The following is a 20,752-nucleotide window of genomic DNA, read 5'->3' as shown; positions in this document are numbered from 1 at the left end:
ATGGAAACCCGCGCACATCACGTGCTGATCGGCCTGGTCTCGGTCATTGTGGTCGTCGGCGCCATGCTGTTCGGCCTGTGGCTGACCAAGTCCAGCGTCGACAGCACCTTCAAGGACTACGAGGTGGTGTTCAACGAAGCCGTTTCCGGTTTGTCCAAGGGCAGCTCGGTGCAGTACAGCGGGATCAAGGTCGGTGACGTCACCAGCCTGCGCCTGGACCCTGCGGACCCGCGCCGGGTATTGGCACGCATACGCCTGAGTGCCGACACTCCGGTAAAAGAAGACACGCGTGCCAAATTGACCCTCACCGGTATTACCGGCACTTCGTTCATCCAGCTCAGCGGCGGCACCCCGCAAAGCCCCGAGCTCAAGGGTAAGAGCGGCAAGCTGCCAGTGATAGTGGCCTCGCCTTCGCCAATCGCGCGTCTGCTCGACAACAGCAGCGACCTGCTGACCAACATCAACGTGCTGGTGCACAACGCCAACGAACTGTTCTCTGAAGACAATGCCGCGCACCTGAGCAAGACCCTCACCAACCTGGAACAGACCACCGCCGTATTCAGTGATCAGCGCGACGACATCCGAACTGCCATCCAGCAGCTGTCGCAACTGGGCAACCAGGCCAGCGCCATGCTCAAGCAGACCAACGACCTGGTGCGCAACGCCAATGGCCTGCTCAGCACCCAGGGCAAGCAGACCTTCGGCAGCGCCGAACAGGCGATGCAGTCACTGGCCCAGAGCACGGCCACCCTCAACAGCTTGCTCAACGACAATCGCGAAGCACTGAGCGGCGGCGCACAGGGCCTGAACCAGCTGGCGCCGGCGATTCGCGAGCTGCGCCAGACCCTGACCGCACTCAAGGCGATTTCCCAGCGTCTGGAAGCCAACCCCAGCGGCTACCTGCTTGGCCGTGAAACCAACAAGGAGTTCGAGCCATGAGTCGTCCTTGCCGTTACCTGGCCCTGGCCGTGGCGCTGAGCCTGGCCAGTGCCTGCTCGATCCTGCCCAAGGCGGAGCCTTCCGACGTCTATCGCCTGCCTTCGGCTGCAACCAGCCGGGCAACACAGGGCCCTGTGGCCGACTGGTCGTTACGGCTGAACAAGCCCCTGGCCAGCCACGCCCTCGACAATCCAAAGATTGCCGTCGTGCCTCAGGGTGACCTGATCAGTAACTACAAGGGCGCCCGCTGGAGTGATCCGGCCCCGTTGCTGGTGCGCAACCGCCTGCTCGACGCCTTCCAGCGCGACGGCCGGGTGCCGCGCCTGAGTGCCGATGACAGCAACCTGCAGGCCGACTACGAGTTGGCAGGCGAACTACAGGCCTTCCAGAGCGAGTACAGCAATGATGGCCTGGCGGTGGTGATCCGCTATGACGCGCGGCTGGTAGAAGGGCGCAACCAACGCATCCTCGCCAGCCGGCGCTTTGAAGTGCGTCAGCCACTGAGCGATACCCAGGTCCCGGCGGTAGTCAGCGGTTTTGGCGTCGCCAGCGACCGCCTGATGGCGCAACTGGTGGACTGGACCTATGCCCAGGCCAACCAGGCGCAACGTCAGGCAAAGAACCAGTAGCAGACACAGATGGCGGCAATCACCCCGGACAGCTCGGCGAGCAGGGCGCAACCCACTGCGTGGCGGGCACGCTGGATACCAACGGCGCCGAAATACACCGCCAGGACATAGAAGGTGGTTTCAGTACTGCCTTGGATAGTTGCCGCCACCAGGGCCGGGAAGCTGTCGACACCGTGTGTCTGCATGGTTTCGATCAGCATCGCCCGTGCCGCACTGCCCGAAAACGGCTTGACCAGCGCCGTGGGCAGGCCCTCGACAAAGCGCGTATCCATCCCCAGCCATTCCACCACGTGACGGATGCCGTCCAGGCTTAGCTCCAGGGCCCCTGAGGCGCGCAGCACGCCGACAGCGCAGAGCATGGCCACCAGATACGGCAGCAGGCTCTTGGCGACGTCAAAGCCCTCCTTGGCGCCCTCTACGAAGGTTTCATAGACCTTCACGCGCTTGAAGGCGCCAATCACCAGGAACAGGATGATCAGGCCGAACAGGGTCAGGTTGCCCAGGATCGACGACAGCCCGGCCAGCGCCGAAGCCGACAAGGTGCCGAGAAAGGCCATGAAGCCCCCCAGCAGCAGGGCGCCGGGTATTAGATATGCCAGCACCACCGGGTCCCACAGCCGCAACCGTTGCATCACCGCCACCGAGAGCAGGCCGACCAGCGTCGAGGCACTGGTTGCCAATAAGATGGGCAGGAACACCAGCGTCGGGTCCATGGCACCTTGCTGTGCACGGTACATGAAAATGGTCACCGGCAGCAGGGTCAGGGAGGAGGCGTTGAGCACCAGAAACAGGATCTGCGCGTTGCTGGCGGTCGTTGAGCTGGGGTTAAGCTCCTGCAGCGAGCGCATGGCCTTGAGGCCAATTGGCGTAGCCGCGTTGTCCAGGCCCAGGCCGTTGGCGGCAAAGTTCAGGGTGATCAGGCCCAGAGCGGGGTGGCCGGGCGGTACTTCCGGCATCAGCCGGGCGAACAGCGGGCCGAGGATTTTCGCTAGCCAGTCAACGATACCGGCCTTTTCAGCAATCTTCAGAAAGCCCAGCCACAGGGTCAGGGTGCCGAACAGCAGGACCATCACCTCGACCGACAACTTGGCCATGGCAAAGATGCTCTCGACCATTGCGGCAAAAATCCCGGCATTACCGCCTACCAGCCATTGCGCCAGCGCGGAGACGGCCGCGACCAAGAAGAAACCAAGCCAAAGGCCGTTGAGCATCCGTTATTCCCCCACACAGTTGCGACGCATGATAGCGGTAGCGGTCGAGCAATGCACCGCTGCGGCCAATCGACTGCAGAAACGAAAAAGCCCCGACCAGGTCGGGGCTCTTCGTTCAGCCGGACTGCACCTTAGTGGTTGGCAGTCTTGCCGGCAGTTGCAGCTTCTTTGCTGCGCCAGTGCGGCAGCGAGTTCCAGTAGCGCTGGCCTTTGGCATCGTCGTACATGCCTTCCCAGCGAGCGATAACCAGTACCGCCAGGGCGTTACCAATCACGTTCAGTGCGGTACGGGCCATGTCCATGATGCGGTCGACACCGGCGATGAAGGCCAGGCCTTCCAGCGGGATACCCACGCTGCCCAGGGTCGCCAGCAGTACCACGAAGGATACGCCCGGAACACCGGCAATACCTTTGGAGGTAACCATCAGGGTCAGCACCAGCAGTAGCTGCTGGCTGATCGACAGGTCGATGCCGTACAGCTGGGCAATGAAGATTGCCGCGATGCTCTGGTACAGGGTCGAGCCGTCAAGGTTGAACGAGTAGCCGGTCGGGACCACGAAGCTGCAGATGGCTTTTGGCGCACCGTAAGCTTCCATCTTCTCGATCACACGCGGCAGCACGGTCTCGGAACTGGCGGTGGAGTAGGCCAGCACCAGCTCATCCTTGAAGATGCGCATCAGCTTCAGGATCGAGAAGCCGAACAGACGGGCAACCAGGCCTAGCACCATAAAGGCGAAGAAGGCGATGGCGAAGTACACCAGCAACACCAGCTTGGCCAATGGCAGCAACGAGGCGAAGCCGAAGTTGGCGACCGTCACCGCGATCAATGCGAACACACCGATTGGCGCGTAGTTCATGATCATGTGGGTGACCTTGAACATGGCTTCGGAAACGCCCTGGAAGGTTTTCACCAGCGGGTCGCGGATGTCTGCCTGAAGGCTCGACAGGCCCAGGCCGAACAATACCGAGAAGAAAATGATCGGCAGCATCTCGCCACGCATCAGCGCTGCGAAGATGTTCGACGGGATCAGGTTGAGGATGGTCTCGATGAACGCGTGTTCATGCTGAACCTCAGCCGCAGTCGCCTGGTACTTGGAGATATCGACAGTACCCAGGGTACTCATGTCGATACCGGCACCCGGATGGAACAGGTTGGCCAGCACCAGACCGACGACGATGGCGATGGTGGTCACCACCTCGAAGTAGATGATGGTTTTCAGGCCGATACTGCCCAGTTTTTTCGCGTCGCCTACCCCGGCGATACCCACGATCAGCGACGAAATCACGATCGGGATGACGATCATCTTGATCAGGCGAATGAAGATGTCACCGGCAGGTTGCAGGACGTTACTGATCCACCATGCCTTTTCTGCACTGAAATGATTCAGTAAAGCGCCAATTGCAATCCCCAATACCAGACCGATGAGGATCTGCCAGGCGAGGCTTAGCTTTGCCTTCTTCATGTCATTACCTTTTCTTCAAGTGGACACGGGCACCTGGCTGATAACCGCGATCCAGAGCTGTTGCCAGCGTCAATTGATCGTTGATGGTATCGACAGGCGACTCCGTAGAAGGTCACCGCAAGCGAGCGTAGGAACGCTCAGGCCAGCGAAAAAAGGCGCAACTATTCCCACGTGAAGGGGGGGCGTCTAATGCCGTAAACGACTACCCTATGCCGAATCGGCATGACGCTTTTGGAACGAAACGAGCGTCCCAGAGCGTTTTCCGAACCGCGTTCGGAATTCCGACGATGGCCAAAGCGCCACATTTCGGCCGATTTGGACGTATCCACCTGAGTGGAATCACTCGCTGTTCGACAATCCGAATGCGTGAAATCACCTGTGCCGACACACCCGGGCGGAGCGAAAAAATATCGATGTACGGTCGCCAGAAAATATGCGTCGACACACCAGGTAGGAAAAGTGGATAAGGGGAGTAGGGCGAAGGATGAGGAACAAAGCGTTACGGAAGTCAGATCGAGAATCTCCCCAGTAGAGTGACGCTCGACCTGTAACTTCCGCTACCGCTCAACCCGACCCGGCCCTCATCGGGGGTACTCCATGTACCCCTAGGCCCCTCCGATCCTGAAACAATCAGAGCAGCCCAGCCCCTTGGTCGTACGCCGGCCTTCCTCAGGCGGGCGCAACATAGAAGCCTGAAATGGAAAAAGGTTCAGCTTCTATATATGTACTCAATGCCGGTGCGCATTCAGTACCAGTTGGGATCACGTTTGAGTTGCTCCTTCAACAGCGTCTGCATGCCCGGGTCCGGCTTGCCCAGCCATCGGTAATCGGCGTGGCGGGTCGGGGACTTTTCACCGGGCAGGCCCTCCGGGACTTCGACCAGCATGGCGTAGGCGTCTTCCTTGTCCCAGCTGAAGGCAACGATCAGGCGCTTGTTCAGGCACTTCTGAGCGACTTCACACAGTGGCCCTACGAGGAACTTGTCGCCATCTTCCTCTACGCCAGACATTTGCTGCTCAGAGACGCCAGAGAGGTTGAGCACCCAATCGGGCAGACGCTCTTCCTTCTCGACCACTTTTTTCCAGGTGCTCTGGTATTCGGGGTCCGAAGCCAACAGTTGGTTGACCCGTACCTGGCCATCACTGGCCGCCATCGCCCCACTGCTGCCACCCACCAACAGGGCGGCAGCCAGGGCGTTGTACAGCGTCCTTTTCATGTTCAACCTCTGCCGCGACCAAAGAAGAAAGAAGCCACGAACAGCACCAGGAAGACAATGAAGAGAATCTTCGCGATACCGGTAGCGGCGCCTGCGATACCACCAAAGCCCAGTACGGCTGCGATAATGGCGATGATCAGGAAGGTGATAGCCCAGCTCAACATGGTGATTCTCCTTACCGTTCTAGAAAAAAGTCGCCGCAGTCTCAGAACACCCAGCGCTCAGGTACCACGCTGGTTTCAACTGGAGCGGTGGTTGCCACGGCGGACCGCGACTGCATCACTGCTATGGAGGTCGGCATCGGCACTATGACAGCCTCTACCGTACCGACCGCACTACGGGCTTCCTCGGTAACCTGCAAGCTGCAATAGAGGTGGCCAGCAATCAGGGTCAGCAGCAGCGCCAGGCTCAAGAACAACCCTTGGCGAACCAGAATCGGGGAAACCTGCAATCGGGTGGCGGGTACGTGATTCATTACCGGGCTCCTCCTGCTGCGTTTATTCGTTGTCTTGCAGGAGTAGTTGCAGCGTGCATGCCAGCCTCAGGAAATTTTAATTTCCCTTATTAATCAGCAGGTTGCTTTATTCTCAAGATTTCACCAGAACGTATCCTGCACGATGCACCTTGTGAGGTCGGGCGTTTTGCATGATTTGTCCGGAACCAGCGACTACCATGCAAACATCGAAGTAAATCGGAACCAGGCATGCAACTTGCCAGATTTCTCCGGCACTAATAGAGATCATTCTTAAAAGGAGCGTAGGAAATGGATGCACCCCAGGAACATCAAGGTCGTATCCTGTTGGTCGACGACGAATCCGCCATCCTTCGCACTTTTCGCTACTGCCTGGAAGATGAAGGCTATAGCGTGGCCACCGCCAACAACGCGGCCCAGGCCGAGAGCCTGCTGCAGCGCCAGGTCTTCGACCTGTGCTTTCTCGACCTGCGCCTGGGTGAAGACAACGGCCTGGATGTGCTGGCGCAGATGCGTATTCAAGCCCCCTGGATGCGCATCGTCATCGTCACAGCCCACTCGGCGGTCGATACCGCTGTCGACGCTATCCAGGCAGGCGCGGCCGACTACCTGGTAAAACCCTGCAGCCCTGATCAACTGCGCCTGGCCGCCGCCAAACAGCTGGAAGTGCGTCAGTTGTCGGCACGTCTTGAGGCGCTCGAAGGCGAAGTCAACAAACCCAAGGACGGCCTGGACTCACACAGCCCGGCGATGATGGTGGTGCTGGAGACCGCCCGCCAGGTCGCGTCTACCGACGCCAACATCCTGATCCTGGGCGAGTCGGGTACCGGCAAGGGCGAGTTGGCCAGGGCCATTCACGGCTGGAGCAAGCGCGCGCGTAAAGCCTGCGTGACCATCAACTGCCCGTCACTGACAACGGAATTGATGGAAAGCGAACTGTTCGGCCACAGCCGCGGGGCCTTTACCGGCGCCAGTGAAAGCACCTTGGGCCGCGTCAACCAGGCCGATGGTGGTACGCTGTTTCTCGACGAAATCGGCGACTTTCCGCTGCCCCTCCAGCCCAAGCTGCTGCGCTTTATCCAGGATAAGGAATATGAACGGGTCGGCGACCCGGTAACCCGCCGCGCCGATGTACGCATCCTGGCCGCCACCAACCTCAACCTTGAAGACATGGTTCGTGATGGGCGCTTTCGCGAAGACCTGCTCTATCGCCTGAACGTCATTACCTTGCACCTGCCGCCCTTGCGCGAACGCAGCGAGGACATCCTGACCCTGGCCGATCGCTTTCTTGCCAGGTTCGTCAAAGAGTACTCACGCCCAGCACGCGGCTTCAGCGACGAGGCACGGGCGGCACTGCTCAACTACCGCTGGCCGGGCAACATTCGTGAGCTGCGTAACGTGGTTGAACGCGCCAGCATCATTTGCCCGCAGGAACGGGTCGAGATCAGCCACCTGGGCATGGCGGAGCAACCCGCAAGCAACACACCGCGCATCGGCGCGGCGCTAAGTCTCGATGAGCTGGAGCGCGCCCACATCGAAGCCGTGCTGGCCACCAGCGAAACCCTTGATCAGGCTGCCAAGACCCTGGGCATCGATGCTTCGACCCTGTACCGCAAGCGCAAGCAGTACAACTTATGAAATGGGCGATGAAGCTGCGTACGCGGCTTTTCCTCAGCATCTCCGCACTGATTACCGTGGCCTTGCTCGGTTTGTTGCTTGGCCTGGTCAGCGTCGTGCAAATGGCCAGCTCGCAGCAGGTGCTGATCCGGGAGAATGCCATGGTTCTTGACCTTGGCCTGGAGCTGCGGCGCAATCTCGGAGAGCAACTGACCCTGATACTCAATGCATCCCCCGACCCCGCCTTGCTGGAGAGCCTGCAGGCACGCTTTCAGGCATCGCTGGATGAAGGGATCAGACTGGAGCGTGAGCAGGGCACCGACAAAGGCTTTGCCACCACCAACAATCACTACCAGCACTATCTCCAAGTACTTCGCGATACACCTACACCGCGCAACCTGGGCGCAGACCAACCGCTGGGCAAGGCCTTCAGTGCGCTGCGCAGTGACTTGCTCGACGCACACAAGCGCGCCCTGCAGCACATCAGTCAAAGCCAGCAACAGACCTATGACCGCGCCTTGTTGATTGCTGGAGTACTGGGTCTGGTAGGCCTGGCAGTCTTGATTCTGGGGTTCGTGACCGCCCACGGCATCGCCCGGCGTTTTGGGCACCCCATTGAAGCCTTGGCGAAGGCGGCAGACCAGATAGGCCAGGGTGACTTCGACGTTACCCTGCCCGTGTCCCAGTCGCAGGAAATGAACCTGTTGACTCGGCGCTTCGGCCTGATGGCGCAAGCCTTGCGCAAGCACCAGGCAACCAATGTCGACGAACTGCTCGCCGGCCAGCAACGCCTGCAAGCCGTACTCGATAGTATCGATGATGGCTTGTTGATTATCGACCGCCAGGGTCACATCGAGCACATCAATCCGGTCGCTCAACGGCAATTGAGCTGGGACGACAGCCGCCTCGGCGTCGGACTGGGCCAAGCACTGCAGCGCCCGGCGCTGGATGAGCAGGTGCGTCTGGTACTGCGTGGCGCCAGCCTTGATCGCGTACCCGAAGACCTGAGCCTGGATATAGAAGAAGAACCGCGCCTGTTGGCCTATAGCCTGACACCGGTCTGCCGCCCTGACGGCCAGATTCTCGGTGCCGTCATGGTGCTTCATGACGTGACCGAACAGCGAGCCTTCGAACGGGTACGCAGCGAGTTTGTCCTGCGCGCCTCGCACGAGCTGCGCACGCCGATTACAGGCATGCACATGGCCTTCGGCTTGCTGCGCGAGCGTTTGACGTTTGCGCCACAGGCGCGCGAAGCCGACCTGGTCGACACCATCAGCGATGAAATGCAGCGCCTGACCCAATTGATCAACGACCTGCTGAACTTCTCCCGCTACCAGAGTGGCCAGCAAAAGCTCGAACTCACACCCTGTGCCGTGGACCAACTATTGTCCCGCGCTTGCGACCGCTTCGCCGCCGTAGCGGGCGACAAGCAGATAGACATCCAGGTGGAACTGGTAGCCCCCCTTCCACACATCCAGGCCGACGCCGCGCAGCTGGACCGGGTAATGGACAATCTGCTGGACAATGCATTACGCCATACCCCCGTGGCCGGTTGTATCCGCCTTCACGCCAGGCGCAATGCCGAGCGGGTGATCATCAGCATCGAAGACAACGGTGAGGGCATTGCCTACAGCCAGCAGGGAAGAATCTTTGAACCGTTCGTCCAGGTCGGACGCAAGAAAGGCGGGGCAGGTCTCGGGCTCGCGCTGTGCAAGGAAATCGTTCTGCTGCATGGCGGGCGCATGGGCGTGTATTCTCGCCCCGGCCAAGGCACCCAGTTCTACATGGCCTTGCCTGTCTGACACCCAACATCACGCCTCATCATCGAGGCGCCGTGGTGTCATGCGTCGGCCCCGGGTGATCAGCTCGACGAATTGACGGGCACTCAGCGGGTGGGCGAACAGCCAGCCCTGACCGTAGTTCACCCCTTCACTGTTAAGCAGCATCGCCTGGTTCTCAAACTCGATGCCTTCGGCAATTACCCGCAACTGCAGGGCATGCGCCATGCGGATGATGTGCGGCGCCACGCCACTGCTGGCCGCATCATGGCCTAGCGCATCGATGAAGGCCTTGTCGATTTTCAGGCAATCCACAGGCAGCGTCTGCAGGTAAGCCAAACTGCAGTAGCCCGTGCCAAAATCGTCTATCAGCACCTGATGGCCGACTGCGCGCAACGCTTGCAGGTTATCGCGGGCAACCACCACGTCGATCAGGCCACGCTCGGTGACTTCGAAGGCGATCTGGCTGGCGGCCACATGGTGCAACGCCAGCAGTCGCGCCGCTACCGGGCCTATCCTCGGCACCATGACATCGCACGCTGCCAGGTTGACAGAGATATAGAGTTGCCGGTTGGCACGTAGCACCTGGCCCAACTGCTCAAGCACGCGTTGCAGGACAAAATCGGTGATCTGCCTGATCTGGCCGGTATTTTCTGCCAACGGGATAAACAGGTCCGGACTGGTCAAAGTGCCATCGGGTCGTCGCCAGCGCACCAGGGCCTCGGCCCCCACGCAGCGGCGGCTGTTAAGCTCGAAGATGGGCTGATACAACACCTGCAGCTCCCCCCGACGCAACGCACCTTGCAGCTCAGAACTCATCGAGCGGTGCTGGCGGACCAGTTGCAGCACCAGCCAGCCAATGCACCACGCCAGTACCAGGCTGCCGGGAAACAATAGCCAAAGCACACCGTTCATCTTCAACGGCAGGCTGGCACGCGGAGCAATCAATACCAGCTGATAATCTGGCGACATGGTCGGCATGCGGTAGATCAGGCGGTCAGGCAACTCCAGCAACGCATCCAGTGATTTGGGCGGCCAATGGGTGGAGGGCGGCCAGGCCTGGGGCGGCCCAAGCACCGGTACCGCACGTGCGCCGTTGTCCAGCACAACCAGCAGGCTGCCATTGGGCGGAAGGTCGACGACATCGGTCAAATGCCCACGGGACGTCGACACCAGAAACTTGCCACGCCCCAGCATGAGGGCGGCAAGGTTGTCATCCGGCTCGGTGGTAGTGTTGAGCCAGTAACTGTAGGTCGGCCCCTGAATGTCCGGGGCCCGCAACGGGTTGATGGTACGTTGGCCGATGCGATTGGAACAGGCCAGCGTGCCATCGACGTAGGCGGCCTCATACACAAAGCGATAGCTGAACCCCACATACTGCAACACCTTGAGCATTTCGGTGCTACAGCCGCGCAGGGGTTGGGCCTGGAGTTCATCGACACCTTCGCGCAACTGCCCGAAAATTTGCTCAAGGCGTTGGAGAAAACGCTCGCCTTTGGCGTTCATCTGCTCGCTTTCACTTACTTGCACCTGATGCATGGCCACACCGATACTGGCCAGCAGCAATAGGATTGCGCTGGCCGAAGCCGCGAGTGTGGCCAATAACCAGGGACGATAGAGCAAGTGGCGCAGCACAGATAAGGCAGCTGACATCAAGTAGCATCCAGTTGAATACCAAGAGGTATAGCAACTGTCGGTCAAGTCAGCCTGGCCGTTTGGCGGCGCCGTTGATCAGCGACTGTTGAGCACCTGCAACATCGCCGCCGTTTGCGCGTCGGCTACACCGTCAAAACGTTGGGGGCGGAAGCGCATCTGGAAGGCCGCCAGCACATGTTTGGTGCTCACGTCATAGACACCGGTCTGCTCGATGGCATAGCCAAATCGCGCCAGCTGCTGCTGATACCAGGTGATGCTCGGCGGGTTGACGCTGAATCGCGCCTGCTGCTGGGCCACCGCCCGTGCATCCGGCCAGACACCCAGGCCGGCATCCGCCAGCCGCTTCCAGGGGAACAACGGGCCCGGATCGAGCTTGCGCAACGGTGCAATGTCGCTGTGGCCAATGATGTAGCGAGGCGCAATATTGTTGCGTTTGACGATGTCCTTGAGCAGCACGATCAGCGCCTGGATCTGTTCCTCGGTATAGGGATGCCAGACGCGGCCGTTGGGGGTATCGGTAAAGCCCGGGTTAACGATCTCAATACCGATGGAGCTGGAGTTGAGCCAGGTGCGGCCATCCCACTGGCTGTCGCCGGCATGCCAGGCGCGACGGCTTTCGTCGACCAGTTGATAGACGGTGGCCGGCGAATCACCGATCAGGTAGTGGGCACTCACTTCGCCATGCGTCAGCAACGACAACGAGCGCTCAAGGGATGCATTGGTGTAATGCAGGACAACGAACTGGATACGGCTGTCCTGGTTGACCGAAGGGTGGCTGCGGTCTATCCGCAGGCCACTGCTGCAGCCTGCAAGGGTCAGTAGCAGCAGCGCAGTGAAAAAGGCTTTCATCGGGTAGGGCACATGTGGTGATCTGTAATGCAATAGCATAACGTATCCTCCTTGTTGCCACTCAGCCCTGTTCGATCCGATTTCTACCCAGATGTTTCGCGCGGTACAGGGCCTCATCAGCGCGCTTGAGCACCCCTTCACTGCGCTCCCCGGAACGGAATGCGCTGATGCCGATCGACAGTGTGATGGTCACCCGCTCGCCTTTGAAATGGAACGGGCAAGCTTCAATGGCCGCCCGCAAGGCTTCAGCCAACTGACAACCGGCGGCCATTCCGGTCTGCGGGATGAGCAAAACAAATTCCTCACCGCCGAAACGGGCAATGAAATCCCGCGCTCGCAGGCGCTTTCTCAACACGCTGGCGACAATTTTCAGCACTTTATCGCCTGCCTGGTGGCCATAGCTGTCGTTGATCCGCTTGAAATGGTCAAGGTCGAGGATGGCCATCAGCAAATGCCCACCCTGTTCCTGCCACTGCTGCACTTCCTGGTCCACACGCTCTGACCAGGCGGCTCGATTGGGCAAACCGGTTAGCGGGTCGATCAAGGCTTTTTGCCGTTGCTCTTCCAGATGTTCACGATAGCCCATGGCTTCCTGCTCCATGCTGGCTACCCGTTCGGCCAGGCCTTGAAGACGGCTGGCCATTTCCTGTTCGCGCTGATCGCGCTGGTGCTGATGCTCGTCCATCGTGCCCAGCAGGCCTTCCAGACGGTTCTCCAGAATATGCTTGAGGCTGCCCAGGTCGGCAGCACCCTGCACGCTGCTTTGCAAGCCATCGACCTGCTCACGCAACTGGCTGTCCAGGTGGCGGGCGGCCGTGCTGTTGTCCGCATGCCCTTCACTGGCTTCCTGCAGGTGGCTCTGGAACGATTCCAAGCGTTCATTGAGTTGCTGCAAATATTCTTCGAATTCGTGCTGGCCGCTGTCGTTGATGGCCAACATGAGGACGGCCAGATCGTCGAGTACCGGCAACAGCTCATACCAGTTCAGGCCATGCTCCAGGCGTTCACGTACGTGCTGCGCCTGAGCTTTGTGTCGTTCTGGAAAATTCAGGTCATCGAGCAGCCCCAGCAGGGTTTCTTCGATGTGCGCGGCCACTGAACTGTAACTTGGCTCAGTACCATCGGGCAGGGCGTAGTGGATTGACTCTTCCAGTAGCTCGGCGGGCACTTCCGGTGCCTCGGGCGGAGCGCCTTCTAGCGGTGACAGCGGCTCAGGCTCTTGCGGTTCAGCCATGGCCTCAGGCATCGGCGTGCTCGCCACTGGCTCGGGGCTAATCGGTTCGGCTTCGGCTTCGGCTTCGAACCCGAGAGAGACGGGCTCGTCTTCCGGCAGTGGCCGCAGTTCGTCGATATCAACAGGCTCAGGCTCATCGTGCGTAACCGCCTGTTCGGTCGTGGCCACAGGTTGCGCAGTTGCAACAGCGCTCGACAGCACCTGCGCCTCACCGGCCAACACTGGCTGTAGCCCTTCGGCTTCCAGCTCCCGGCCACCAAACAGGCGCTGCAGCAGACCAGGGCGCTGTGCCGCTTCTGGCCGCTCCAGCGCCGACAGCGCCTGGCCCTGCAAGCCACTGAGTTCGCCCAGCAACAACGGCATTTCCCGTGACTGGGTGGCCCGCGAGTCCAGTTGCTTGGCAAACTTCTTCAACGGGCGACTGACATCGCTGGGCAATGGCAGGCTTTGCAATTGACTCACCAGTGCATTGAGCGCGGTGCTGACCTGAGCAATACGGGTTTCCCGCCGTTGCTCGGAATCCAGTACTGCCTTTTCCAGACGCGGAATAAGACCCGCCAGTGCCGCGTCCATGTTGTCGGTACGAATGACCTCGCGCATTTCCTTCATGCACTGGTCCACGGCACGGTCGCTGCCTTCAGCCGCCAGGGTGCTACGCACCAGGCCACGGCGCAACAAGTCGAGTCGCGCGTCCCAACGGCGCTCGAGCTTCTCTTGCTGTTCGATACTCTTGAGGTATTTTTCTTTCCAGCGCTGGGCTTCGTCGGTCATGCCTGGGTCCGCAGAGGGGTGATGGCAATTAGCTCAAAGCGGGCAGCGTATCCACAGCGAGGGCATCAGGCAAACGAATCTCAACTGCGACCGGAAGATGATCGGAAATGGGCTGGGCGAGTACCTCGACCCGCTCAAGGGTGAGGCTCGGACTGAGCAAAATATGATCAAGGCAACGTTGTGGTCGCCAGCTGGGGAAGGTGGCCTGAACTTGAGGCGCAATCAACCCCAGGTCACGCAAGGGCGAATGCTCGAGCAGGTCGGTGGCATGCGTATTCATGTCACCCATCAACACCTGATGCCGATAGCCGCCGATCAGTTCGCGGATGTAGGCCAGTTGCAGGGCGCGGGTCTTGGAACCTAGCGCCAGGTGCATCATCACCACCACCAGGGCATCTTCACCTTCGCCAAAACGTACCAGGATTGCCCCACGGCCGGCTGGCCCGGGCAGTGGGTGATCTTCAAGCAGTTGCGGCTTGAGGCGGCTGAGTACACCGTTGCTGTGCTGGGCAAAACGTCCCAGGTTGCGGTTCAGTTGCTGGTACCAATAAGGAAAGGCTCCCAACTGGGCCAGGTGTTCGACCTGGTTGACGTAGCCTGAACGCAGGCTGCCGCCATCGGCCTCCTGCAGGGCCACCAGATCGAAGTCGCCCAGCAACGAGCCGATCTTCTGCAGGTTGCCGGCACGACCGTTGTGCGGCAGCAGGTGCTGCCAGCTCTTGGTCAGGTAGTGCCGGTAACGCTCAGTACTGATGCCCACCTGGATGTTGAAACTGAGCAGGCGCAGTCGGCCATCCTCTGGCAGGCCGTTAGCCTGCAGGTGATGTTCGTTGACCCGCGGATCGTGCAGGCCAACGCCTCGCTCAGCTTTCCAGCGGCGCATGGTAGGCGCCGCTTACTTGGCGGCGCGCTCCTTGTCGATCAGCTGGTCGGCAACGTCCAGGACGGCCTCCGGACCACCGGCACTGCCCAGGTCGAAGCGATACCTGCCGTTTACCACAAGGCTTGGAACGCCGGTGATTTCATACTGCTTGGCGAGTTTTTTGGCTTGCTCTACCTGACCCTTGATGGCGAAGGAGTTGAAGGTGGAGAGGAACTTGTCCTTGTCGACGCCCTGGGTCGCCAGGAAGTTGGCCATGTCTTCAGGCTTGGTCAATTGCTTGCGCTGGTTCTGGATGGCGTCGAATACCGCTGCATGAACCTTGTGCTCCACACCCATGGCTTCGAGGGTCAGGAACATCTGGCCGTGGGCATCCCATGGGCCGCCGAACATGGCCGGGACGCGCTTGAAGTTAACGTCAGCCGGCAGTTTTTCAGCCCATGGATTGATGGTCGGTTCGAAGTGATAGCAGTGTGGGCAGCCATACCAGAACAGCTCAACCACTTCGATTTTGCCAGGCACCGACACCGGAACCGGGTTGCTCAGCTCGATATACTGCTTGCCGGCTTCGATCGGCTCCGCGGCCTGGGCGGTCATACCGAATACGCTGGCAGCCACCAGCGCAGCGCTGAGAATCAGATTACGCATGCTTCACTCCTGAGCAGTCAATTTGGTCGCCTCTACTTGACCTGCCCTGAGACAGGTCGAAGCGGGCCCGAGTTCGTTAGTGTAACGGCAGCGGGCATAAAAAAGGGTGGCCAAAGCCACCCTTTTCATCATTACGCCGCAGTATTAACCCAGCGTTAACGTTGCTACCGGGATCAATGCAGACCCTGGATGTAGCTGGACAGTGCGTCGATGTCCTTGTTGCTCAGCTTGGCGGCAATGGTCCGCATGGTGGTGGCATCACCATCATTGGTACGGTTGCCTTCACGGAAGTCGGTCAACTGCTTGGCCACGTAGGTTGCATGCTGGCCGCCCAGGTGAGGGAAGCCCGCCAGGGCGATGCCGGCGCCGTTTGGCGAGTGGCAACCGGTGCAGGCCGGCAGGCCTTTCTCGATATCGCCACCGTTGAACAATGCACGCCCGCGCTCGACCAGCTTCGGATCAGCAGCACCCACGCTGCCTTTCTGACTGGAGAAGTACGCGGCGATGTCCGCCAGGTCCTGATCGTTGAAGGCAGCGAGCATACCGGTCATTTCCAGCACGGTACGCTTGCCCGACTTGATGTCGTGAAGCTGTTTCTCCAGGTACCGCTCACCCTGGCCGGCAAGTTTCGGGAAGTTCGGCGCCATGCTGTTGCCGTCCGGATTATGACACGCGCCACATACAGCAGTTTTGGCCTGACCAGCCGCGGCATCGCCTGTAAGATTGCCTGCGGCATTGGCTACACCGGTGACGCCCAAGGTCAACAGCAGACTCACGAGTAGTTTGTTCATCAGCTAATCCAACTACGGCTAAGGGTGAAAGAGTTATGTATCGGGACTCCGGCTCATCCACTGGATGATCGCCTGATAGTCCTCGGCACTGCAGTCCATGCACAATCCACGCGGCGGCATAGCCTTGAAACCCTGTGTGACATGCTTCACCAGCGTCTCCATCCCCTGCGCCAGCCGTGGCTCCCACGCCGCCTGGTCGCCCGGTTGCGGCGCCTGCGGTAGCTGTCCGGCATGGCAAGCGACACACGCTCGCTTGTACACTGCCTGGGGATCCTGTGTAGCCTGAGCGCTGAAAAACGGTATCAAGACACCTACAGCAAGCAGCCATTTCGTCATACGAACGACCTTTCAGGGTTGGCGGTTGCACTGCGTTCTACCGCGCAAGCTTGATTCAACCGCCCTCGTGCACATCCTCCTACGCTGGGATAATGCGCACACAAAAACTGGGGCATTATATACTCCCGTTACTGAAACGGAAACGACACCGCTTGCCGAGACGCCCTCGCGCAACGCCCAACCGGATAAACCATGCAAGTCAAAAACCCCATCCTCGGTCTCTGCCAACAGGCCAAATTCGCTCTCAGCGCTGCCAAGGTCGACCAGTGCCCGGAAGACCAGGGTTATGAAGTAGCCTTCGCCGGCCGCTCCAACGCCGGCAAGTCCAGCGCGCTGAATACCTTGACCCACGCCAGCCTGGCCCGTACCTCGAAAACTCCGGGACGCACCCAGCTGTTGAATTTCTTCAGTCTGGACGATGAACGGCGTTTGGTCGACTTGCCGGGCTACGGATATGCAAAAGTTCCTATTCCGCTCAAGCAACACTGGCAAAAGCACCTGGAGGCCTACCTGGGTAGCCGCGAGTGCCTCAAGGGCCTGATCCTGATGATGGACGTGCGCCATCCGATGACCGACTTCGACAAAATGATGCTCGATTGGTCGCAGGCCGCCGGCATGCCGATGCACATTCTGCTGACCAAGGCCGACAAGCTGACCTTCGGTGCGGCCAAGAACACCTTGCTCAAGGTGCAGTCGGAAATCCGCAAAGGCTGGGGTGATGCGGTGACCATCCAGCTATTCTCGGCGCCAAAACGCCAAGGCCTGGAAGAGGCCTACGGGGTGTTGGCGAACTGGATGGAACTGCCTGACAAGCCCGCAGAATAAGGGCTGCCCGGCAAACGCCGGGCAAAAAAAACCCCGGACTTCGTATGGGGAGGGGGAAGTTCGGGGTCCAAGTTCCGGACCGCTAGGGCGGGGTCCAGATATCTGCCAACACTTAACACAACATAGGAGCATCGAAAGGCTTCACCAGCCATTCAGTTACTCTGAGTCGTGGTTCACCGGTTTAGTTCCGAAGGTTTAGAAACTATTTGCGATAACGCAAAAAAACTTCGCCCAACCCGCTTATAAACGCAGAGAAAGCCGCGACGATATGCCGCAACGTTTCCCTGCATTTAACCGATTTTTTAGTGAGCTTCGTCCCAGTTCGCCCCTGTTCCCACCTCAACCAGCAGCGGCACATCGAGTTGGGCGGCATTGCTCATGTGCGGACGAATTTGTTCCTTCACCTGCTCAAGCAGATCCTCGCGAACCTCCAGCACCAATTCGTCGTGTACCTGCAGGATCACGCGGGCATCCAGGCCCGAATCGGTCAGCCAGTTATCCACCGCCACCATGGCGCGCTTGATGATGTCTGCCGCCGTCCCCTGCATCGGCGCGTTGATCGCCGTGCGTTCTGCGCCTTTACGCAAGGCCGGGTTCTTTGCATTGATCTCCGGCAGGTACAGGCGACGACCGAACAGGGTCTCGACAAAGCCTTGCTCGGCGGCTTGCGCTCGAGTGCGCTCCATGTAGGCCAGTACCCCTGGGTAACGGGCGAAATAGCGATCGATATAAGCCTGTGACTGTTTACGGTCGACACCGATCTGTTTTGCCAGACCAAAGGCGCTCATGCCGTAGATCAAGCCAAAGTTGATCGCCTTGGCACTGCGCCGCTGGTCGGTAGTGACATCCGCCAGGTCCACCCCAAAGACCTCGGCCGCCGTGGCCCGGTGCACGTCCAGATCATTGCGGAAGGCATGCAGTAGCCCCTCGTCCTTGGCCAGGTGGGCCATGATGCGCAACTCGATCTGCGAGTAGTCCGCCGCCAGCAGCTTGTAGCCAGGCGCGGCAATGAACGCCTGGCGGATCCTGCGGCCTTCGGCGGTACGGATCGGAATGTTCTGCAGATTCGGGTCACTGGACGACAAACGGCCAGTCGCCGCCACTGCCTGTTGGTAGGAGGTGTGGATACGCCCGGTACGCGGATTGATCTGCTCCGGCAGCCGGTCGGTGTAGGTGCTTTTGAGCTTGCTCAGCGAGCGGTACTGCATGAGCACCTTGGGCAGCGGGAACTCCATCTCGGCCAGTTCGGCCAGCACCGCTTCAGCCGTGGACGCCTGGCCCTTGGCGGTCTTGTTAAGCACCGGCATGCCGAGTTTGTCGTAGAGGATCACCCCCAGCTGCTTGGGCGAACCGAGGTTGAACTCTTCTCCCGCGATGTCGAAGGCTTCGCGTTCCAGCTGCACCAGTTTCTCGCCCAGCTCGACACTCTGGATGCCGAGCAGGTTGGCATCCACCAAGGCGCCCTGACGTTCGATCTTCGCCAGTACGGGCACCAGCGGCATCTCGATATCGTTCAGTACCGGCAGCACGCTCGGCGTCTTCGCCAGTTTCTGTTGCAGCGCCTGGTGCAGGCGCAGGGTGACGTCGGCGTCTTCGGCGGCATAGGGGCCAGCCTGTTCCAGGTTGATCTGGTCGAAGGTCAGTTGCTTGGCACCTTTGCCGGCGATGTCGGTAAAACCGATGGTGGTGTGGTTCAGGTACTTGAGCGCCAGGCTGTCCATGTCATGACGGGTAGCCGTCGAATCGAGCACATAGGATTCAAGCATGGTGTCGTACGCCACGCCCTGCATCTGAATGCCGTTGGTGATATCGCCGGCGATGGCGCAGTTGGCGAGGATGTTCATGTCGTACTTGGCGTTCTGCCCGACCTTGAGCTTTTTCGGGTCTTCGAGCAGCGGTTTCAGCGCCAGCAGTACCGTGTCGCGATCCAGTTGCTCAGGCACGCCCATGTACGTGTGGGTCAACGGCACATAGGCGGCCTCATGGGCCTGCACGGCGAACGACAGGCCCACCAGCTGCGCTTGTTGCGCATCCAGGCCGGTGGTCTCGGTATCGAAGGCGAACAGCGGCGCGTTACGCAGCTTTTCCAGCCAGACGTCGAAGCGGGCCTGGTCAAGGATGGTTTCGTACTTGGCTTCGACGACCGCCTCAGGTTCGTCAGCGATGATCTCCTGCCCGGCCCGCTTGGCCTCGCGCTGAACCTCATCGATCCAGCTCTTGAATTCCATCTCGGTGTACAGTTCCAGCAGCGCCTCACGGTCCGGCTCGCCGCAGACCAGCTCATCGACTTGCACGTCCAGCGGCACATCAATCTTGATGGTCGCCAGTTCGTAGGAGAGGAACGCTGCATCGCGGTGTTCCTCAAGCTTTGCCGGCAGGGTCTTGGCGCCACGGATAGCCAGGCCGGGAACCTTGTCGAGGTTCTCGTACAATTCACGCAGGCCACCGCCGATGCCGGTGAGCAGGCCCACGGCGGTTTTTTCGCCGACACCGGGTACGCCCGGGATGTTGTCGACCTTGTCGCCCATCAGGGCGAGAAAATCGATGATGTGTTCAGGACCGACGCCGAATTTCTCATGCACGCCCGGCACATCCAGCACGGTACCGGTCATGGTATTGACCAGCGTAATGTGGCCATCCACCAGCTGTGCCATGTCCTTGTCGCCGGTGGAAATCACCACCGGACGCCCGGCAGCGGCGCTGCTGCGGGCGAGGGTGCCAATCACATCGTCCGCTTCCACGCCTTCGACACACAGAAGCGGGTACCCCAGCGCACGGACACTGGCGTGCAACGGCTCGATCTGCACCCGCAGATCGTCCGGCATGCTCGGGCGGTTGGCCTTGTACTCGGCAAACATTTCGTCGCGGAACGTGCCGCCCTTGGCATCGAAGACAACCGCGAACAAACTGTCCGGGTACTGCTTGCGCAGGCTCTTGAGCATGTTCAGCACGCCTTTGACGGCACCGGTCGGCATGCCCTTGGACGTAGTCAGCGGCGGCAGCGCATGAAAGGCGCGATAGAGGTATGAGGAACCGTCCACCAGGACGAGGGGAGCTTGGCTCATGAGCAGAATCAACCTTTTCGACGGGCCCGGCGCTAGAATGTCCGGAACATTGACGACAAAGGGACAAGGTTATCATGCGTACACTAAATCGCCTGTTGCTGCTCAGCCTGTTGGCAGTCACGCCGGTCGTCGCGCTGGCAGCGGATGACGCACCAACGGCCGAACCTGATGTAACCATTCGCCAGGAAGGCGATAAAACCATTCAGGAATACCGCCAGAATGGCTTTTTGTACGCAATCAAGGTCACCCCGAAAGGGGGCAAGCCTTATTTCCTGGTGCGCGCCGATGGTACGGAGGAAAACTATATTCGCTCCGACCAGCCGAACATGCTGATTCCGTCGTGGAAAATCTTCGAGTGGAAATAAGCCGTAC

19 protein-coding genes are annotated in these 20,752 nt (G+C 59.9%); 6 read left to right on the top strand and 13 right to left on the bottom strand.

The window, feature by feature from the left end; translation table 11 throughout:
- Together DM813_RS03885 and DM813_RS03880 are read left to right on the top strand one after the other, a co-directional pair.
- Entirely contained in the window at positions 1–939 is a 939-nt protein-coding gene (locus DM813_RS03885) for an MlaD family protein (RefSeq protein WP_128322108.1), read from the top strand.
- Positions 936–1,568: an ABC-type transport auxiliary lipoprotein family protein gene (locus DM813_RS03880; protein WP_128322107.1), complete on the top strand. Its 633-nt coding sequence runs from the start codon at positions 936–938 to the stop codon at positions 1,566–1,568. Before DM813_RS03885 ends, DM813_RS03880 begins: the two co-directional genes overlap by 4 nt.
- Here the strand turns inward: DM813_RS03880 and DM813_RS03875 are convergent.
- The 5 genes from DM813_RS03875 to DM813_RS03855 form a co-directional block, all read right to left on the bottom strand.
- On the bottom strand, positions 1,550–2,779 hold the full coding sequence (locus DM813_RS03875; protein WP_128322106.1) for a nucleoside recognition domain-containing protein: 1,230 nt from the start codon (positions 2,777–2,779) through the stop codon (positions 1,550–1,552). The two genes, DM813_RS03880 and DM813_RS03875, sit on opposite strands and share 19 nt — an antisense overlap.
- Before the next feature lie 131 nt (positions 2,780–2,910).
- Positions 2,911–4,242, bottom strand: coding sequence for a glutamate/aspartate:proton symporter GltP (gene gltP, locus DM813_RS03870; RefSeq protein ID WP_128322105.1), 1,332 nt, complete (start codon positions 4,240–4,242; stop codon positions 2,911–2,913).
- Positions 4,243–4,987: 745 nt separating this feature from the next.
- Positions 4,988–5,458 (bottom strand): inhibitor of vertebrate lysozyme family protein, encoded by a 471-nt coding sequence (locus tag DM813_RS03865; RefSeq protein WP_128322104.1) that lies wholly within the window; start codon positions 5,456–5,458, stop codon positions 4,988–4,990.
- Between the two features lie 2 nt (positions 5,459–5,460).
- Positions 5,461–5,622 (bottom strand): DUF1328 domain-containing protein, encoded by a 162-nt coding sequence (locus DM813_RS03860; protein WP_008092060.1) that lies wholly within the window; start codon positions 5,620–5,622, stop codon positions 5,461–5,463.
- A gap of 41 nt (positions 5,623–5,663) precedes the next feature.
- Entirely contained in the window at positions 5,664–5,933 is a 270-nt protein-coding gene (locus DM813_RS03855) for a hypothetical protein (protein ID WP_128322103.1), read from the bottom strand.
- A gap of 288 nt (positions 5,934–6,221) precedes the next feature.
- On the opposite strand from DM813_RS03855, the gene algB reads away from it, so the two are divergent.
- Both algB and DM813_RS03845 read left to right on the top strand, forming a co-directional pair.
- A complete protein-coding gene (algB, locus tag DM813_RS03850) occupies positions 6,222–7,568 on the top strand; it encodes a sigma-54-dependent response regulator transcription factor AlgB (RefSeq protein ID WP_128322102.1) in 1,347 nt (448 codons plus the stop codon).
- The gene (locus DM813_RS03845; protein WP_128322101.1) at positions 7,565–9,349 is read left to right on the top strand and encodes an ATP-binding protein; all 1,785 of its coding nucleotides are present in this window, start codon (positions 7,565–7,567) and stop codon (positions 9,347–9,349) included. Before algB ends, DM813_RS03845 begins: the two co-directional genes overlap by 4 nt.
- A gap of 9 nt (positions 9,350–9,358) precedes the next feature.
- Here the strand turns inward: DM813_RS03845 and DM813_RS03840 are convergent, their stop codons facing one another.
- From DM813_RS03840 to DM813_RS03810, 7 genes are all read right to left on the bottom strand, one after another.
- Complete coding sequence (locus tag DM813_RS03840; RefSeq protein WP_128322100.1) at positions 9,359–10,978, bottom strand: EAL domain-containing protein; 1,620 nt, start codon at positions 10,976–10,978, stop codon at positions 9,359–9,361.
- 78 nt (positions 10,979–11,056) lie between these two features.
- On the bottom strand, positions 11,057–11,830 hold the full coding sequence (locus DM813_RS03835) for an N-acetylmuramoyl-L-alanine amidase (protein ID WP_128322099.1): 774 nt from the start codon (positions 11,828–11,830) through the stop codon (positions 11,057–11,059).
- A 61-nt stretch (positions 11,831–11,891) separates the two neighbouring features.
- Complete coding sequence (locus tag DM813_RS03830; protein WP_128322098.1) at positions 11,892–13,835, bottom strand: diguanylate cyclase; 1,944 nt, start codon at positions 13,833–13,835, stop codon at positions 11,892–11,894.
- A gap of 28 nt (positions 13,836–13,863) precedes the next feature.
- Positions 13,864–14,718 (bottom strand): endonuclease/exonuclease/phosphatase family protein, encoded by an 855-nt coding sequence (locus tag DM813_RS03825; protein WP_128322097.1) that lies wholly within the window; start codon positions 14,716–14,718, stop codon positions 13,864–13,866.
- A 12-nt stretch (positions 14,719–14,730) separates the two neighbouring features.
- Positions 14,731–15,363, bottom strand: a complete 633-nt coding sequence (dsbA, locus tag DM813_RS03820; protein ID WP_128322096.1) for a thiol:disulfide interchange protein DsbA — start codon at positions 15,361–15,363, stop codon at positions 14,731–14,733.
- Positions 15,364–15,536: 173 nt separating this feature from the next.
- Positions 15,537–16,154 (bottom strand): c-type cytochrome, encoded by a 618-nt coding sequence (locus DM813_RS03815; RefSeq protein WP_128322095.1) that lies wholly within the window; start codon positions 16,152–16,154, stop codon positions 15,537–15,539.
- A gap of 33 nt (positions 16,155–16,187) precedes the next feature.
- Entirely contained in the window at positions 16,188–16,490 is a 303-nt protein-coding gene (locus DM813_RS03810) for a c-type cytochrome (RefSeq protein ID WP_128322094.1), read from the bottom strand.
- Between the two features lie 192 nt (positions 16,491–16,682).
- Between DM813_RS03810 and yihA the strand changes: the two genes are divergently transcribed.
- Positions 16,683–17,315 (top strand): ribosome biogenesis GTP-binding protein YihA/YsxC, encoded by a 633-nt coding sequence (gene yihA, locus DM813_RS03805; RefSeq protein WP_128322093.1) that lies wholly within the window; start codon positions 16,683–16,685, stop codon positions 17,313–17,315.
- Between the two features lie 302 nt (positions 17,316–17,617).
- Here the strand turns inward: yihA and polA are convergent, their stop codons facing one another.
- Complete coding sequence (gene polA, locus DM813_RS03800) at positions 17,618–20,380, bottom strand: DNA polymerase I (RefSeq protein WP_128322092.1); 2,763 nt, start codon at positions 20,378–20,380, stop codon at positions 17,618–17,620.
- 74 nt (positions 20,381–20,454) lie between these two features.
- On the opposite strand from polA, the gene DM813_RS03795 reads away from it, so the two are divergent.
- Positions 20,455–20,745 carry a DUF2782 domain-containing protein gene (locus DM813_RS03795; RefSeq protein WP_128322091.1) on the top strand — a complete coding sequence of 97 codons (291 nt, stop codon included), beginning with the start codon at positions 20,455–20,457 and terminating at the stop codon, positions 20,743–20,745.
- Positions 20,746–20,752 lie beyond the last annotated feature (7 nt).

This window comes from Pseudomonas alkylphenolica, assembly GCF_004025535.1.
GTDB lineage: Bacteria > Pseudomonadota > Gammaproteobacteria > Pseudomonadales > Pseudomonadaceae > Aquipseudomonas > Aquipseudomonas alkylphenolica_A.
The sequence above is the reverse complement of the archived record's forward strand: the minus strand, read 5'-3'. Positions and strand labels throughout refer to the sequence as shown.